This is a genomic window from Enterobacter sp. CPE_E863 (assembly GCF_046521465.1).
Taxonomy (GTDB): Bacteria; Pseudomonadota; Gammaproteobacteria; order Enterobacterales; family Enterobacteriaceae; genus Enterobacter; species Enterobacter adelaidei.
Map to the genome: position 1 here is coordinate 1,092,861 of NZ_JBKFZX010000001.1, position 16,042 is coordinate 1,108,902.

At 51.5% G+C, this 16,042-nt stretch carries 14 protein-coding genes; 11 read left to right on the plus strand and 3 right to left on the minus strand.

The features are described 5' to 3' along the window. Nucleotides 1-2: 2 nt before the first annotated feature. Together ACLHV8_RS05280 and ACLHV8_RS05285 are read right to left on the minus strand one after the other, a co-directional pair. Complete coding sequence (locus ACLHV8_RS05280) at nucleotides 3-1,235, minus strand: alginate lyase family protein (protein WP_208593822.1); 1,233 nt, start codon at nucleotides 1,233-1,235, stop codon at nucleotides 3-5. Between the two features lie 30 nt (nucleotides 1,236-1,265). Then, the gene (locus ACLHV8_RS05285) at nucleotides 1,266-2,522 is read right to left on the minus strand and encodes an MFS transporter (RefSeq protein WP_080351345.1); all 1,257 of its coding nucleotides are present in this window, start codon (nucleotides 2,520-2,522) and stop codon (nucleotides 1,266-1,268) included. Nucleotides 2,523-2,938: 416 nt separating this feature from the next. Here ACLHV8_RS05285 and ACLHV8_RS05290 point away from each other — a divergent pair, with 416 nt between their 5' ends. Next, a complete protein-coding gene (locus ACLHV8_RS05290; RefSeq protein ID WP_108090580.1) occupies nucleotides 2,939-3,694 on the plus strand; it encodes an oligogalacturonate-specific porin KdgM family protein in 756 nt (251 codons plus the stop codon). A gap of 58 nt (nucleotides 3,695-3,752) precedes the next feature. On the opposite strand, the gene ACLHV8_RS05295 is transcribed toward ACLHV8_RS05290, so the two are convergent. Then, complete coding sequence (locus ACLHV8_RS05295; protein ID WP_028019430.1) at nucleotides 3,753-4,469, minus strand: GntR family transcriptional regulator; 717 nt, start codon at nucleotides 4,467-4,469, stop codon at nucleotides 3,753-3,755. 171 nt (nucleotides 4,470-4,640) lie between these two features. On the opposite strand from ACLHV8_RS05295, the gene mngA reads away from it, so the two are divergent. From mngA to tolA, 10 genes are all read left to right on the plus strand, one after another. After that, nucleotides 4,641-6,557, plus strand: coding sequence for a PTS 2-O-a-mannosyl-D-glycerate transporter subunit IIABC (gene mngA, locus ACLHV8_RS05300; RefSeq protein ID WP_208593820.1), 1,917 nt, complete (start codon nucleotides 4,641-4,643; stop codon nucleotides 6,555-6,557). 22 nt (nucleotides 6,558-6,579) lie between these two features. Then, nucleotides 6,580-9,213 carry a mannosylglycerate hydrolase gene (mngB, locus tag ACLHV8_RS05305; protein ID WP_410376825.1) on the plus strand — a complete coding sequence of 878 codons (2,634 nt, stop codon included), beginning with the start codon at nucleotides 6,580-6,582 and terminating at the stop codon, nucleotides 9,211-9,213. Nucleotides 9,214-9,887: 674 nt separating this feature from the next. Next, on the plus strand, nucleotides 9,888-11,456 hold the full coding sequence (gene cydA / locus ACLHV8_RS05310) for a cytochrome ubiquinol oxidase subunit I (protein WP_028019427.1): 1,569 nt from the start codon (nucleotides 9,888-9,890) through the stop codon (nucleotides 11,454-11,456). Nucleotides 11,457-11,471: 15 nt separating this feature from the next. After that, nucleotides 11,472-12,611 carry a cytochrome d ubiquinol oxidase subunit II gene (gene cydB / locus ACLHV8_RS05315; RefSeq protein WP_028019426.1) on the plus strand — a complete coding sequence of 380 codons (1,140 nt, stop codon included), beginning with the start codon at nucleotides 11,472-11,474 and terminating at the stop codon, nucleotides 12,609-12,611. A 14-nt stretch (nucleotides 12,612-12,625) separates the two neighbouring features. After that, entirely contained in the window at nucleotides 12,626-12,739 is a 114-nt protein-coding gene (gene cydX, locus ACLHV8_RS05320; protein WP_003858598.1) for a cytochrome bd-I oxidase subunit CydX, read from the plus strand. Then, complete coding sequence (ybgE, locus tag ACLHV8_RS05325) at nucleotides 12,739-13,029, plus strand: cyd operon protein YbgE (RefSeq protein ID WP_028019425.1); 291 nt, start codon at nucleotides 12,739-12,741, stop codon at nucleotides 13,027-13,029. Before cydX ends, ybgE begins: the two co-directional genes overlap by 1 nt. Before the next feature lie 148 nt (nucleotides 13,030-13,177). After that, complete coding sequence (gene ybgC, locus ACLHV8_RS05330) at nucleotides 13,178-13,582, plus strand: tol-pal system-associated acyl-CoA thioesterase (RefSeq protein WP_003858593.1); 405 nt, start codon at nucleotides 13,178-13,180, stop codon at nucleotides 13,580-13,582. Further along, nucleotides 13,579-14,271: a Tol-Pal system protein TolQ gene (tolQ, locus tag ACLHV8_RS05335; RefSeq protein ID WP_008501101.1), complete on the plus strand. Its 693-nt coding sequence runs from the start codon at nucleotides 13,579-13,581 to the stop codon at nucleotides 14,269-14,271. The genes ybgC and tolQ overlap by 4 nt, the downstream gene beginning before the upstream one ends. Before the next feature lie 3 nt (nucleotides 14,272-14,274). Next, nucleotides 14,275-14,703 carry a colicin uptake protein TolR gene (gene tolR, locus ACLHV8_RS05340; RefSeq protein ID WP_003858589.1) on the plus strand — a complete coding sequence of 143 codons (429 nt, stop codon included), beginning with the start codon at nucleotides 14,275-14,277 and terminating at the stop codon, nucleotides 14,701-14,703. Nucleotides 14,704-14,731: 28 nt separating this feature from the next. Beyond that, the gene (gene tolA / locus ACLHV8_RS05345; RefSeq protein WP_028019424.1) at nucleotides 14,732-16,033 is read left to right on the plus strand and encodes a cell envelope integrity protein TolA; all 1,302 of its coding nucleotides are present in this window, start codon (nucleotides 14,732-14,734) and stop codon (nucleotides 16,031-16,033) included. Nucleotides 16,034-16,042: the final 9 nt, after the last annotated feature.

Consider the following 16,042-nt stretch of genomic DNA (forward strand, 5'->3'; position numbering starts at 1 on the left):
GCTTACTTCACCAATACAGAGCCCGGGGTCAGGATGTTGATATCGGTGTCATTTGCCTGCGTCAATAGCGCGGCATTTTTGCTGAAGTCATTGTCTTTCCAGACTCTCGCTGCGGCGAGTAACGGACCAGTAGCCTCTTCAGGGTTGTATTTTATTTCCTGATACGGCCAGTCGCTGGCGTCTTTGCCGGTTTGCTGGCTGACGAAGGAAAAGGCTTTTTTCATGGTTCGCCCATCCAGTGCATAATTCCAGACATCATCACCGGTTATTTCACCGTAGCGCCCCATTCTGGCGTAGGCTGCCAGAGCAAAATTGGTGTAATGGAAGGAGCGAGTTCGTTCAAGCTCGGCCGGTAGTTCGCCTTTGACGTTCACCTGAGCAGCAAGGTGGCGATTTTTGAAAATATCGATTTGCCGACGAGCCTGTTTGACGTCACCGGAGAACAACGAAAAGGCGGTAACCTGCGCGTCATACCAGGCGCCGTGATTGTTATACCAGTTTCCCTCTTCCTGGCCGTTAGCACTGGATAACAGCCATGTGGCATAGTCCGAATACCAGCTTTTGTAACCCTGAACCGCTTTATCCGAGAGGAAGCCCGCATGTTGCAGCAGGATGATGCTGTCAGCGACGTCGATCAACACGCGCGTATCAATAATGCCAATCCCCCGGCCATTCACTATGCCCGGAATTGCCTGGGCGTAACTGAGGTCAGGATTCATTCGGGTTTGCTTGTTCAGAAACCAGGTGTCCAACATGATTTCCGCTTTTTGCGCATAGCGGGCGTCTGCGCTATAAAATGCGGCCAGTGAGAGCGCTCGGACGTCGTCAGAGAACTGCACCAGGCGTTTGCTGTCCGTATCGTCTGTCTTAGATGACGGGTTTATCTGGCCGTCTTTACGAATCCAGGGAAGATGGTCTTTGGTATCCGGGTTTGGCCACCAGTAGGGACCAAAACTGTAATAGTCATGCTTATTCCCGGACGCCGGTAACAATTTTTTATCGGTCACACTCCAGGGTTTATGTTCCAGCGCCTGGTCTGCTTTCTGCAGCAGATTTTTCCAGGCGGGAGCGTAGGTTTGATCTCCGCGCTGAATACTTTCTTTTATCTCAAGCATCTGCCTGCAATCGTACGTCAGGCAGTCGTCATTCGAGCCCTGAGGCTGTGTATTCCCACTCGCTGCTAACGCGGAGGTTGAGAACAGCGCGCTGATAAACGCAATGTTGCGATAATTCATCGGTATATTCCTTACATTTATACCCGTCATTCAGGCGATTACCGGTGTGACTTTTTCAGAAGGGAGCTTAATCAGCATCCACAGGAACAGGGCGCCAATCAAATCGAAGACGCCCAGACCGATAAAGAAGATGTCGTAACCCACAACAGCGACCATCGCGCCAAGGAAAATACTGAACAGGAAGTTCCCCATGCTGCCGGTGAAGGCGGCGAAACCGGTCGCGGTGGCGACTTTTTGTCTTGGGAACAGGTCGGATGACATGCTGATCACCGTTACGGACAGACACTGATGGGCGAACCCGGCAATACAGAACAGCGCAATGGCCACATAGACATTACTGACGAAACCAACGCCAGCCATCGACAGCATCAGCAGGGCGGCAAACGTAAAAGTGATGCGTTTGGCGTTAACAATATGCACGCCGCGGTTATTCAGAAACTTCGAAATGTAACCCGCAGCCAGGCAACCCAGGTCAGCGGTCAGGAAGGGGAGCCAGGCAAACATGGCGATTTCTTTCATGTTCATGTGGCGCACCGTCACCAGGTAGAGCGGCATCCAGTAGTGCAGCGTCCCCCATGCCGGATCGGCCATAAAACGCGGTAAGGAGATGGCCCACAAGCTTTTATCCTTGATCATGGACATCAGGGAGGCTTTCTCTTTAACCACTTCTATTTGATCGGCCATGACCTCTTCGTGCTCTTCTTTCAGCAGCGCAGGATGCGACTCCGGGGAGCGATAAAACACCGCCCACAGAATGGCCCAAACAACGCCGATGGCGCCGGTGACAACAAAAGACATTTCCCAGTTGTAGTTAACAATCGCCCAGACAACCAGTGGCGGGGCCAGCATGGCACCGACGGAGGTACCGAGGCTGTAAACGCCGCAGGCTAAGCCGCGCTCCTTTGCCGGAAACCACTCGGCGGTGACTTTCATACCCGCAGGGTTGAAGGCGGCTTCGGTCAGGCCCAGGCCCCCGCGCAATGCGGCAATGGGGAACCATGTGCTAAATAATGCCGTCAGCATGTTGCACAAAGACCACAGCGCGGCCAGTACAGCAAAACTGACTCGCAAGCCGAATTTATCGATCACAAAACCGCAGGCGATCCCGCCGATGGCATAGGTGAATGGAAAGACCGACACAATCCATGAGTATTGCTCGCTGGAGAGATTCAGCGTTTTCATCATTTCTGGTGCTGCGACGCCGAGCGTGCTCCTGGCTAAGTAGTTGATAATCGTACCTAACATGACGAGTGAGATAATGTACCAGCGCAGTTTTTTGATCTTCACAACATTCACCTTGTCCGTTGATAATTAGCTTTGGTTAAAATAAAACAATGTTTCATTTCATTTTATGGACTGGTGATGGAGGTGTTTATGATCTTGATCTCAGTTTTGAAACAATATTTCATTTTGTTTGGTTTAGGTGATTGGAAGAGGATTCTGTTTGTTTTTATTAACTGTTTTATAAGTAAATAAATCTTAAATTTATGTGATGAATAATTCATGGGAGGTTTTTATTTTACAATTTCAATTATTAAAACTATGTTTTGATAATTTTTACGATCACGATCTTGTTTATGAAAAAATGTTCGTGATTTTAATTTGTAGATAAATATGATTCTCGAAAATTGCGGGTTGATGGCTGTTGATTTTATTTGTTTATGGCAATGAGTTTTCTTTTCTTAAAAGGATGAAGGTCTGTTATGCAAAAAAATCCATTACGTTTTCTGATTCTCTTCGCTGCCGGGCTGCCGCTGGCGAGCCATGCGCTAACGTTTGATGTCCGGGGCGGCTATAAAACCGGGAGCCACTCCTATGAGTCGCGGTATAAGATCAGTGAGAGCTGGGCTAACGGCTGGTGGGCAAGCGCGGAGATGGATAATAAAAACAATAAAAATAACGGAAAGGGTACAAATGGTTCCGATAAGTCCGACAGTGCTCACTCTTTTGGTGACAGCACAACTGACTATAACGAGATAGAGACTAATTATACCTGGCGGTTTGCCGATAAGTGGAATCTACAACCCGGGGGGATTTACCACTGGAGCAGTAAAGGCACTCAGATTCGTCCCTATATCAGGGTCAACTATCTACCCGGAGCTGACTGGAGTCTCGGTTTGCGTTACCGATACGATTATAATACTTATGAGACTGTTAACGATGAGGGAGAGTCACATCGCGACAGCGTTAATCGTCTCGACATCTTTGTGGGTTATAAATTTAATCGCGAATGGAGTTTCTTATATCAGGGCACAGCATATAAGCATGCCAATGAGGATTACACCTATAAAAATAATAAAACCTGGGCAACTGAGAATGCATTTACACTGCGGTATAAGTGGAACGAATGGTTTAGTCCCTATGTTGAATACGACTATTTAGATCAGCAGGGCTACTACGAAGGTGAGGATAATGTCTCTGAGTCGCGCTATCGCATTGGTATGACGTTTACGCTTTAAACGCGATTATTACCCTGAAAACCCGGTTTAGCACCGGGTTTTTGTCATTCATGTACGTTTAGTGTCTACGTTTCGCTACTAGCGTAAATTTGTAGTCATCACTTTTGAAGGTATTACGGCTGTATTCAAATACGCGTCCATCACTGAGATAGCCGCGGGAGATTTTTTCGAGGACAGGTTTTGCCGCATCGATCCCCAGTGCATTCACGACCTCGGCAGAGGGCATCACGGGAATGACCTCCTGCTCACTGCGGTCGATAACCATCTTTTTAATCTGTTCGATGTAATGATATTTGGAGTTTTCCATCACGGCCCAGGTGAGGTCGTCGAACATCGCCAGCGGCATCCATGTCTCTTCCAGATTCACAGGTTTTTGCTTAATAAAACGCACGCGTTTGATATGCCAGACGTTGTCATCAGGGCGAATGTTCAGCTTTTCCGCGAGTTTCTCATCCGCTTTGATCACTTCGAATGTTTTTACGTCGCTATGGGTATCAACATTTCGATCCGCCAGTTTTTCGTAAAATCCGGTGAGTTGATAAATGTCGTAATTAACGCGCTCCTCTTTGACGTAGGAGCCGCTGCCCTGAATGCTCTCGATAATGTGCTCTTCGGTGAGCAGTTTCAGCGCCTGTCTCACCGTTACCCGACTCACGCTAAAGGCGTCCTGCAGACTGGATTCCGTTGGTAACGCATCACCAGGTTTTAACTCACCGGCGTTGATTTGCTCGCGAAGCGCATCGGCTATCTGTCGGTACATCGGTTTGTTGCCCATATCATCTGCCTTTCTAATACCTTTTAACGGAATTATGCCCTCAGACTAAAATTTGTAAACAATACAAATTAAATACAAATAATGTTTTTTAGGTGAAAGTGATCACATAAATGTATTATTTTGTCTGCCACACTCGATCCCGAACAATAACCATTGAGTGTGAGGATCTTTATGGACCTGACGACCCTGACCCACCCCAGCGCAGTCTGCGTGCTGGCGCGGTATACCAGCCGTGATGAGGCAATACGCCAGCTCACTCAGCGGCTGGTGGCACTGGGCAAAATTGCGGACGGCGAGACATTTTTGACCGACGTCTTTCATCGGGAATCACTTGGCCCTACCGCGCTGGGAGAAGGCCTGGCGGTACCGCATGGCAAATCTGGCGCAGTGAAAGACGCCGCTTTTGCGGTGGCAACATTACGGGAGCCGCTGGCCTGGGAAGGCGTTGATGGCCCGGAAAACGTCGAGCTGATTGTCCTGCTCGCCATTCCCCCGGCTGAGGCGAGCTCAACGCATATTCAGGTGTTAACCGAGCTGACGTCTCGCCTGGCGGATGATGCCCTCCGGGCGCGGGTGATGGCGGCAACCACGGCAGAAGCGCTGCTTGCCGCGTTAAATGATGCGCCACAGGATGAAGACGTTATCGCGTCAGAAGATGCGCCCACTGTTGTCTGTGTGACGGCGTGTCCGGCCGGGATTGCGCACACCTACATGGCTGCTGAGTACCTTGAAAAAGCCGGGCGCAAACTCGGCGTGAACGTGGTGGTTGAAAAACAGGGGGCGAACGGCATTGAAGGACGCCTTACCCCTGAGCAACTGCAGGAGGCTCGCGCCTGTATTTTTGCGACAGAGGTGGCTATCAAGGAAAGTGAGCGTTTTCAGGGGATTCCCTCGCTATCAGTGCCTGTCGCGGAACCGCTGCGACATGCTGAGGCGTTGATTGAGCGCGCGCTCGCATTACAGCCCTCACCGGTGGCGCGCCCTGTGCAAACAGAAACTGAGGCGAGAAAGAGCGTTAAAACGGAACTCAAGCAGGCGCTTCTCAGCGGGATCTCCTTTGCAGTGCCGCTTATTGTCGCCGGGGGCACTGTGCTGGCCGTCGCAGTGTTACTGGCGCAGATCTTTGGACTGCAGCATCTGTTCGATCAGGAAAATTCGTGGCTGTGGATGTACCGCAAACTCGGCGGCGGCATGCTCGGCATTTTGATGGTGCCTGTGCTGGCAGCCTACACCGCGTACTCGCTTGCGGATAAACCCGCGCTGGCTCCAGGCTTCGCTGCCGGTCTTGCTGCCAACATGATCGGTTCAGGTTTTTTGGGGGCGATTGCAGGTGGTTTGATTGCGGGTTATCTGATGCGTTGGGTGAAGAACCATATTCGTCTCAATAATCGCTACAACGGTTTCTTAACCTATTACCTCTACCCGGTTCTCGGTGTGCTGGGCGCGGGCAGCCTGATGCTGTTTGTGATTGGCGAGCCGGTGGCATGGCTGAACAACTCTCTGACGGCCTGGCTTAACGGTCTATCCGGCGCCAATGCGCTATTGCTCGGTACGCTCCTCGGTTTTATGTGTTCGTTCGATCTGGGCGGGCCTGTCAATAAAGCAGCGTACGCATTCTGTCTGGGGGCAATGACCAACGGTGTATATGGCCCTTACGCCATTTTTGCCTCTGTAAAAATGGTATCGGCCTTTACCGTCACGGCGTCAACGATGCTGGCCCCGCACCTCTTCAAACAGTTTGAAATCGAAACCGGTAAATCAACGTGGCTTCTCGGGCTGGCGGGTATCACAGAAGGGGCGATCCCAATGGCGATTGAAGATCCTGTCCGGGTTATTGGTTCGTTTGTGCTTGGATCGATGGCAACGGGCGCAATAGTGGGTGCGATGGGGATCGGGTTGTCTACGCCAGGGGCGGGTATTTTCTCCCTCTTTTTACTTCATGACGCAGGGCTGGGTGGTGTGGCCGCTGCGGCAGGCTGGTTCGCTGCGGCATTGGCAGGTACCACCCTCTCTACGCTCGTTTTGCTGTTCTGGCGACGTCAGGCCGTCAGAAAGGGCAAATACATAACAGAAGACGTTACGCCTTAAAACTCACTAACAGGAAACGAAGATGAAAGCTGTATCTCGCGTTCATATTACGCCGCATATGCACTGGGACCGTGAGTGGTACTTCACCACCGAGGAGTCGCGTATTCTTCTGGTCAATAATATGGAAGAGATCCTGACCCGCCTCGAACAGGATGACGAATATAAATATTATGTCCTTGATGGACAGACGGCGGTACTGGAGGATTACTTCGCCGTGGTGCCTGAAAACCGGCCACGGGTGAAGGCGCTGGTCGAGCGTGGAAAGCTGATTATCGGTCCGTGGTATACCCAGACCGATACCACGATTGTCAGCGGTGAGTCGATTGTCCGTAACCTGATGTACGGCATTCGCGACTGTATGGCGTTCGGCGAGCCGATGAAAATCGGTTATCTGCCGGACTCGTTTGGTATGTCCGGGCAACTTCCGCATATCTACAACGGGTTTGGCATCACCCGTGCCCTGTTCTGGCGTGGGTGTTCTGAACGTCACGGAACCGATAAAACCGAGTTTTTATGGCAGAGTACAGACGGCAGTGAAGTGACGACACAGGTGCTGCCGTTGGGCTACGCGATTGGTAAGTACTTACCGGAGGACGAAGCCGGGCTGCGAAAACGGCTCGACAGCTATTTTGAGGTGCTGGAAAACGCCTCCGTCACCAAAGAGATTTTGCTGCCTAACGGTCACGACCAGATGCCATTACAGCAGAATATTTTTGCGGTGATGGATAAGCTTCGTGAAATCTATCCGCAGCGTCAATTTGTAATGAGTCGGTTTGAGGACGTCTTTGAACATATTGAGGCACGCCGTGGGGAGTTGGCGACGCTGAAAGGGGAGTTTATTGACGGGAAATACATGCGCGTGCACCGGACAATCGGCTCGACACGCATGGACATCAAAATCGCCCATGCGCGCATTGAGAACAAAATCGTCAACATCCTTGAGCCGCTGGCGACGCTCGCCTGGGCGCTGGGCTTCGACTATCACCACGGTTTACTGGAAAAAATGTGGAAAGAGATCCTCAAAAACCACGCTCACGATAGCATCGGCTGCTGCTGCAGCGACAAGGTGCATCGAGAGATTGTCTCCCGGTTCGAACTGGCCGAAGACATGGCCGATAACCTGTCGCGTTTCTATATGCGCAAGATTGTCGACAACATGCCGCAAAGTGATACCGATAAGCTGGTCATGTTCAACCTGATGCCCTGGCCGCGTGAAGAGGTGATGAACACTATGATACGTCTGCGCGCCAGCCAGTTCCGTCTGCTTGATGAGAAAGGCAATGAGATCCCTTATTTCATCCGCAGCGCGTGCGAGCTCGACCCGGGTCTTATTGACCGGCAGATTGTCCATTATGGCAATTACGAACCGTTTATGGAGTTTGATATTCAGCTTAGCCAGATACTGCCGTCGATGGGCTACCGTACGCTGTTTATCGAACCTAACGTGGCGGGGAAGGTGCTCTCTCCGATGGAAAACACCGAATCCCTGCTTGAAAACGCCTTCTGGCAGATTGACTTAAATGACGACGGTACGCTGCGCCTGCGCGACAAAGAAACCGGGCTTATTTATGACCGCGTACTGGAAATCGAAGAGAGCTCTGATGATGGCGATGAATACGACTACTCGCCTTCTCGGGAAGAGTGGAGACTCACTTCAGCACAGGGCGAGCACGAAGTTGAGGTGGTGCATGAGGGTTGGCGGAGCAGGGCGATAATCCATCATCGGCTCGCCGTTCCGGCAAATCTGGCCGAGCGTTCGGCGCGTCAGCGAAAGGGGTCTCTTGACGTAGCGTTTGAAGTCACTCTCACGCACAACAGCAGGCGCATTGATGTTGACGTGCGTCTGGATAATCAGGCAGATGATCACCGTGTACGGGTGCTCATCCCTACGCCATTTACCACGCAAGAGGTGCTGTCTGATACGCAGTTTGGTTCGATCACCCGCCCGGTACAGGACCCGGCGATGGAAAACTGGCAGGAAGAGGGCTGGAAAGAAGCGCCGGTGCCCGTCTGGAATCTACTGAACTACGCCGTTCTTCGGGAAAGGCGAAACGGACTTGCGCTGTTCACTGAGGGTCTGCGCGAATTTGAGGTAGTGGGTGAGAACAAAAAAGCCTTTGCCTTGACCCTACTGCGCGGCGTGGGATTACTCGGCAAGGAGGATCTGTTGTTGCGGCCAGGCAGGCCGTCGGGTATCAAACTGCCCGTTCCTGACTCTCAGGTGCGCGGCCGGTTAACCTGTCGTTTTAGCCTGTTCAGTTTCAGTGGAACGCCGGAAAACGCGGGTGTCGCGCAGCAGGCCAAATCGTGGTTAACGCCCGTGCAGTGCTACAACAAAATTCCCTGGGATGCGATGAAACTGAATTGTTCGTCGTTTACCACGCCGGAAAGTTACAGTCTGTTAGCTCTTTCGCCCACGGGATGCGTGCTCAGTGCCCTCAAGAAGGCGGAAGATCGGGACGAGCTTATTCTTCGCCTGTTCAACCCCTCGGCGTTCAGCGCATGTGACACGACGTTATCCGTGAACCCGACGGTGAAACGGTGCTGCGAGACGGATATGAATGAACGGATAACGGGCAGGGAAGAGGAGCAGGGCATTGTAGGGGCGTTTAGACCCGGAGAGTCGCGCACTTTTAGCTTCCTTGTCGACCGATAGCGGTGATGCCTGAAAAGGCCACAGGTAATGTGGCCTTTTACACTAAATAGTTACGGTGCGGTGTTAACTTATGGGGTAATAAAAGTGAATTAAATGTAATTTTGCGGTATTGCAGAAGAAAAATGGAAAAATAATTAGGGAAGACTATCCTTTAGTGTTTGCCTCTTTGTGAAATGGCATTGTTCCGCTGCGTTAATTAAAATCACTTCTGTTCATATTTTTCCCGTCTTCGATAACCAATTACACTTTTGAATGCACATGTCATTAACAAGAATTTCACCATTCTTACCATGATTAAACATGGTTAACATTGAGGTTTGTTTTTGATTTAAATCAAAGTTTAATCCTTGGAAAAAGACGATGAAAAGCGCTAAATTGTCCCCGATCAAAATGGCCGAAAAGTGGTAATTTTGCTATAAATTGATCACCGTCGAAAAACGTAAATGTGATTCAATAAAAACCTGTTTATTGTAAGGGTTTTGCAGCGTATTATATTTGCGGGATCAATTTGAGTTTTTTATTAACGTATTTGTAACCTGACGTCATCGTTTTTATCCTTCCTCAGGGTAATAACGACGACAGGGATGCGAATAATTTGTATTGGGGCATGCGTGTGGATCTCTCTCTGACGGGGTTCACTCTCGGAGTCTTCATGCGATGAGCAAGGAGTCATGATGTTAGATATAGTCGAACTGTCGCGCTTACAGTTTGCCTTGACCGCGATGTACCACTTCCTGTTTGTGCCACTGACGCTTGGTATGGCGTTCCTGCTGGCCATCATGGAAACGGTATACGTTCTCTCCGGCAAACAGATTTATAAAGATATGACCAAGTTCTGGGGCAAGTTGTTTGGTATCAACTTCGCACTGGGCGTGGCAACCGGTCTGACCATGGAGTTCCAGTTCGGGACTAACTGGTCTTACTATTCCCACTATGTAGGGGATATCTTCGGTGCGCCGCTGGCCATTGAAGGTTTGATGGCCTTCTTCCTCGAATCCACCTTTGTAGGTCTGTTCTTCTTCGGTTGGGACCGTCTGGGTAAAGTCCAGCACATGGCAGTGACCTGGCTGGTGGCATTAGGTTCGAACCTGTCCGCGCTGTGGATCCTGGTGGCGAACGGCTGGATGCAAAACCCAATCGCGTCTGATTTCAACTTCGAAACTATGCGTATGGAGATGGTCAGCTTTGCCGAGCTGGTCCTGAACCCGGTTGCGCAGGTTAAATTCGTTCACACCGTGGCATCTGGCTATGTGTGCGGCGCGATGTTTATCCTGGGTATCAGTTCTTACTACATGCTGCGTGGTCGTGACTTTGCATTTGCAAAGCGCTCTTTCGCTATCGCTGCAAGTTTCGGTATGGCTGCAATCCTCTCTGTTATCGTCCTGGGTGATGAATCCGGTTACGAAATGGGTGACGTGCAGAAAACCAAACTGGCTGCTATCGAAGCTGAGTGGGAAACGCAACCGGCCCCTGCTGCCTTTACCCTGTTCGGTATCCCGGATCAGGATGCGCAGCAAAACCACTTCGCCATTCAAATTCCTTACGCGCTGGGTATCATCGCCACCCGTTCTGTTGACAAACAGGTGACGGGTCTGAAAGAGCTGATGGTGCAGCATGAAGGCCGTATCCGTAACGGTATGAAAGCTTACGCGCTGCTGGAACAGCTGCGTGCTGGCTCGACCGATCAGGCCGTCCGTGACCAGTTCAACGACGTGAAGAAAGATCTGGGTTACGGTTTGCTGCTGAAGCGCTATACCCCGAACGTGTCTGATGCGACGGAAGCACAGATCCAGATGGCAACCAAAGACTCCATTCCGCGTGTTGCACCGCTGTACTTCGCATTCCGTATCATGGTGGGCTGCGGCATCATCATGCTGCTGATCATCGCGGCGTCCTTCTGGTCTGTTATCCGCAACCGCATCGGCGAGAAGAAATGGCTGCTGCGTACCGCGCTGTACGGTATTCCACTGCCGTGGATCGCAATTGAGTCCGGTTGGTTCGTTGCAGAATATGGCCGTCAGCCATGGGCGATTGGTGAGGTGCTGCCAACGGCGGTAGCGAACTCCTCCCTGACAGCAGGCGACCTGATCTTCTCCATGCTGCTGATTTGTGGTCTGTACACCCTGTTCCTGGTGGCTGAACTGTTCCTGATGTTCAAGTTCGCGCGCCTTGGCCCAAGCAGCCTGAAAACCGGTCGCTATCACTACGAGCAGTCCACTGCGACTACTCAGCCGGCACGCTAAGACAGGAGTCATCAAATGATCGATTATGAAGTATTGCGTTTTATCTGGTGGCTGTTGATCGGCGTTCTGCTGATCGGTTTCGCTGTCACGGATGGTTTCGACATGGGGGTGGGGATGCTCACCCGTTTCCTCGGTCGTAATGACACCGAGCGTCGAATCATGATCAACTCCATCGCCCCGCACTGGGACGGTAACCAGGTGTGGCTGATCACCGCAGGCGGCGCGCTGTTCGCTGCCTGGCCGATGGTCTACGCGGCTGCGTTCTCCGGTTTCTATGTGGCGATGATTCTGGTGCTGGCATCTTTATTCTTCCGTCCGGTTGGTTTCGACTACCGTTCCAAGATTGAAGACACCCGCTGGCGCAACATGTGGGACTGGGGCATCTTCATTGGTAGCTTCGTTCCACCGCTGGTGATCGGCGTGGCGTTCGGTAACCTGTTGCAGGGCGTACCGTTCCACCTGGACGAATACATGCGTCTTTACTACACCGGTAACTTCTTCCAGCTGCTGAATCCGTTTGGTCTGCTGGCAGGTGTGGTGAGCGTAGCGATGATCATCACTCAGGGGGCAACCTATCTGCAGATGCGTACTGTCGGTGAATTGCACCTGCGTTCTCGCGCGACGGCTCAGGTTGCTGCGCTGGTCACGCTGGTCTGCTTCGCACTGGCTGGTGTGTGGGTAGTATACGGTATTGATGGTTACGTGGTGACATCTGCCATTAACCATACTGCACCGTCTAACCCGCTGACCAAAGAAGTGGCGCGTCAGGCCGGTGCATGGCTGGTGAACTTCAACACGACGCCTGCACTGTGGGCTATCCCGGCTCTGGGCGTGCTGCTGCCGCTGCTGACGGTTCTGACGTCTCGTCTGGAAAAAGGTGCCCTGGCGTTTGTGTTCTCTTCACTGACCCTGGCGTGCATCATCCTGACTGCAGGTATTGCAATGTTCCCATTCGTCATGCCATCCAGCACCATGCTGAATGCTAGCTTGACCATGTGGGATGCGACTTCCAGCCATATGACGCTGAACTTAATGACCTATGTTGCTTGCGTATTCGTGCCGATTGTTCTGGCCTACACCATCTGGTGTTACTGGAAAATGTTCGGACGTATTACTAAAGAACATATCGAAAGCAACACCCACTCTATGTACTAAGTAAGGAGCTGAATATGTGGTATTTCGCATGGATTTTAGGGACGCTTCTTGCCTGTGCTTTTGGTGTCATCACTGCCCTGGCGCTTGAGCACGTTGAAGCGACTAAAGCGGGTGAAGAAAAACACTAATGAACATTATCGCAAGGTTATATGCGGTAATGGATAAGCGCCCGTTACGGGCGCTTTCTTTAGTGATGGCATTACTGCTGGCAGGTTGTATTTTCTGGGACCCTTCGCGCTTTGCAGCGAAAACCAGTGAGCTTGAAATCTGGCACGGTTTCCTCATTATGTGGGCGGTGTGCGCAGGTGTGATTCACGGCGTGGGCTTTCGTCCGAAAGCTGTTCACTGGCAGGGCATCTTCTGTCCGCTGATTGCCGATCTCGTTCTGCTTGCTGGATTGATTTTCTTCTTCTTCTGAATAAGAAATGTCCGTTAACGATATGGGCTTACCCGAGCCCATAAAAATTTACTCTCCGTTTACTTTCTCCCATTCCAAACCACCTTTCCCGCGCGTATAGTAGCGAAGTTTAAAAGAGTTAACTTTTATTGCATTACCGGGATGTAAAGTGAATACAACGCTGTTTCGATGGCCGGTTCGTGTCTACTACGAAGATACCGATGCCGGTGGTGTGGTTTACCACGCCAGCTACGTTGCTTTTTATGAACGGGCACGCACAGAGATGCTGCGCCATCATCACTTTAGTCAACAGGTGCTGTTGGCTGAGCGAGTTGCCTTCGTGGTACGCAAGATGACGCTTGAGTATTTTGCGCCTGCCAGACTCGACGATATGCTCGAAGTCCAAACTGAAATTACATCAATGCGCGGGACCTCACTGGTTTTCACGCAGCGGATAGTCAATGCAGAGAACACCGTACTGAACTCAGCTGAGGTACTGATTGTCTGTGTTGATCCAACCATAATGAAGCCTCGTGCGCTTCCTAAGTCTATTGTCGCGGAGTTTAAGCAGTGACTGACATGAATATCCTTGATTTGTTCCTGAAGGCAAGCCTTCTGGTTAAACTTATCATGTTGATTTTGATTGGTTTTTCAATCGCATCCTGGGCCATCATTATCCAGAGAACGCGTATCCTCAATGCCGCTGGCCGTGAAGCTGAAGCGTTTGAAGATAAGTTCTGGTCGGGTATCGAGCTTTCTCGTCTGTACCAGGAAAGCCAGGGACGCCGTGAAAACCTTACAGGCTCCGAGCAAATTTTCTATAGCGGTTTCAAAGAGTTTGCGCGTCTGCATCGTGCAAACAATCATGCGCCGGAAGCGGTTGTAGAAGGTGCCTCGCGTGCGATGCGTATCTCCATGAACCGTGAACTGGAAAACCTTGAAACGCACATTCCTTTCCTGGGGACTGTAGGTTCTATCAGCCCGTATATCGGTCTGTTTGGTACGGTGTGGGGGATCATGCACGCCTTCATCGCACTCGGTGCGGTGAAGCAGGCGACATTGCAGATGGTTGCCCCGGGTATTGCAGAAGCACTGATTGCGACCGCTATCGGTCTGTTTGCGGCAATCCCAGCGGTTATGGCGTACAACCGTCTGAACCAGCGCGTGAACAAACTGGAACTGAACTACGACAACTTTATGGAAGAGTTCACTGCGATTCTGCACCGTCAGGCGTTTACCAGCACCGAGAGTAACAAGGGGTAAACCATGGCCAGATCGCGTGGACGAGGTCGTCGCGAGCTCAAGTCCGAAATCAATATCGTTCCATTGCTGGACGTGCTGTTGGTTCTGCTGCTGATCTTCATGGCGACAGCGCCAATCATTACCCAGAGCGTGGAAGTGGATCTGCCGGATGCGACAGAATCACAGGCGGTGAGCACCAATGACGATCCTCCGGTCATCATTGAGGTTTCCGGCGTAGGGCAATACAGCGTGGTGGTAGAAAAAGATCGTATGGATCAGTTACCTCCTGAGCAGGTTATTGCTGAAGCACAGCGTCGCCTGGAGTCAAATCCGAAAACGGTCTTCTTAATCGGTGGCGCGAAAGACGTACCATACGATGAAATTATTAAAGCGCTGAACTTGCTACATAGTGCGGGTGTTAAGTCAGTTGGCTTAATGACTCAACCTATTTGATCATCCGCGTAGTTTTTGGGAACCGATAGTGTCAAAGGCAACCGAACAGAACGACAAGCTTAAGCGAGCGATAATCGTCTCCGCAGTGCTGCACGTTATTCTCTTTGCAGCGCTGATCTGGAGTTCGTTCGACGAGCATATTGATGCATCAGCCGGCGGCGGTGGAGGCTCTTCCATTGACGCCGTGATGGTGGATCCCGGTGCGGTAGTACAGAACTATAATCGCCAACAACAGCAGAAGGCGAGTGCCAAACGGGCTGAAGAGCAGCGTGAAAAACAGGCGCAACAGCAGGCGGAAGAACTGCGTGAAAAGCAGGCCGCAGAGCAGGAGCGTTTGAAGCAGCTTGAGAAAGAACGTTTGCAGGCGCAGGAAGCGGCGAAAGAGCAGGCACAGCAGCAGAAACAAGCTGAAGAGGCTGCGAAGAAAGCCCAGGAACAGCAAAAGCAGGCAGAAGAAGCGGCAGCAAAAGCCGCAGCGGACGCCAAAGCGCAGGCTGATGCCCAGGCCAAATTAGCGGCCGAAGCGGCGAAGAAAGCCGCTGCTGATGCTCAGAAGAAAGCTGAAGCGGAAGCCGCGAAGAAAGCCGCCGCTGATGCCCAGAAGAAAGCTGAAGCGGAAGCCGCGAAGAAAGCCGCCGCTGATGCTCAGAAGAAAGCTGAAGCAGAAGCCGCGAAAAAAGCCGCTGCTGATGCTCAGAAGAAAGCTGAAGCCGAAGCCGCTAAGAAAGCTGCTCAGGAAGCAGAGAAAAAAGCTGCTGCTGACGCCGCGAAGAAAGCCGCTGCCGCAGAGAAAGCCGCTGCAGAGAAAGCGGCAGCCGCTGAAAAGGCTGCAGCTGACAAAAAAGCTGCAGCTGAGAAGGCTGCTGCCGATAAGAAAGCCGCGGCTGAAAAAGCGGCTGCGAAAAAGGCTGCTGCTGCGGAGAAAGCCGCTGCCGCTGCGGGCGTTGACGACCTGCTGGGCGATCTCAGTTCTGGTAAGAATGCGCCGAAAACTGGTGGTGGGGCGAAAGGAAACAACGCAGCACCGACGGGAAGTGGTAACACTAAGAGTAACGGCGCGTCAGGAGCTGAAATCAACGGTTATGCCTCGCAGATTAAATCCGCTATTGAAAGCCGATTCTATGATGCGTCGTCTTATGCCGGTAAAACCTGTACGTTGCGTATAAAACTGGCTCCAGACGGCATGCTGTTAGATATTAAGTCTGAAGGTGGCGACCCGGCTTTATGTACTGCGGCCCTGGCTGCAGCGCGTCAGGCGAAGATGCCTAAACCGCCGTCTCAGGCAGTCTATGAAGTCTTCAAAAATGCACCGCTGGACTTCAAACCTTAAGTTACATTT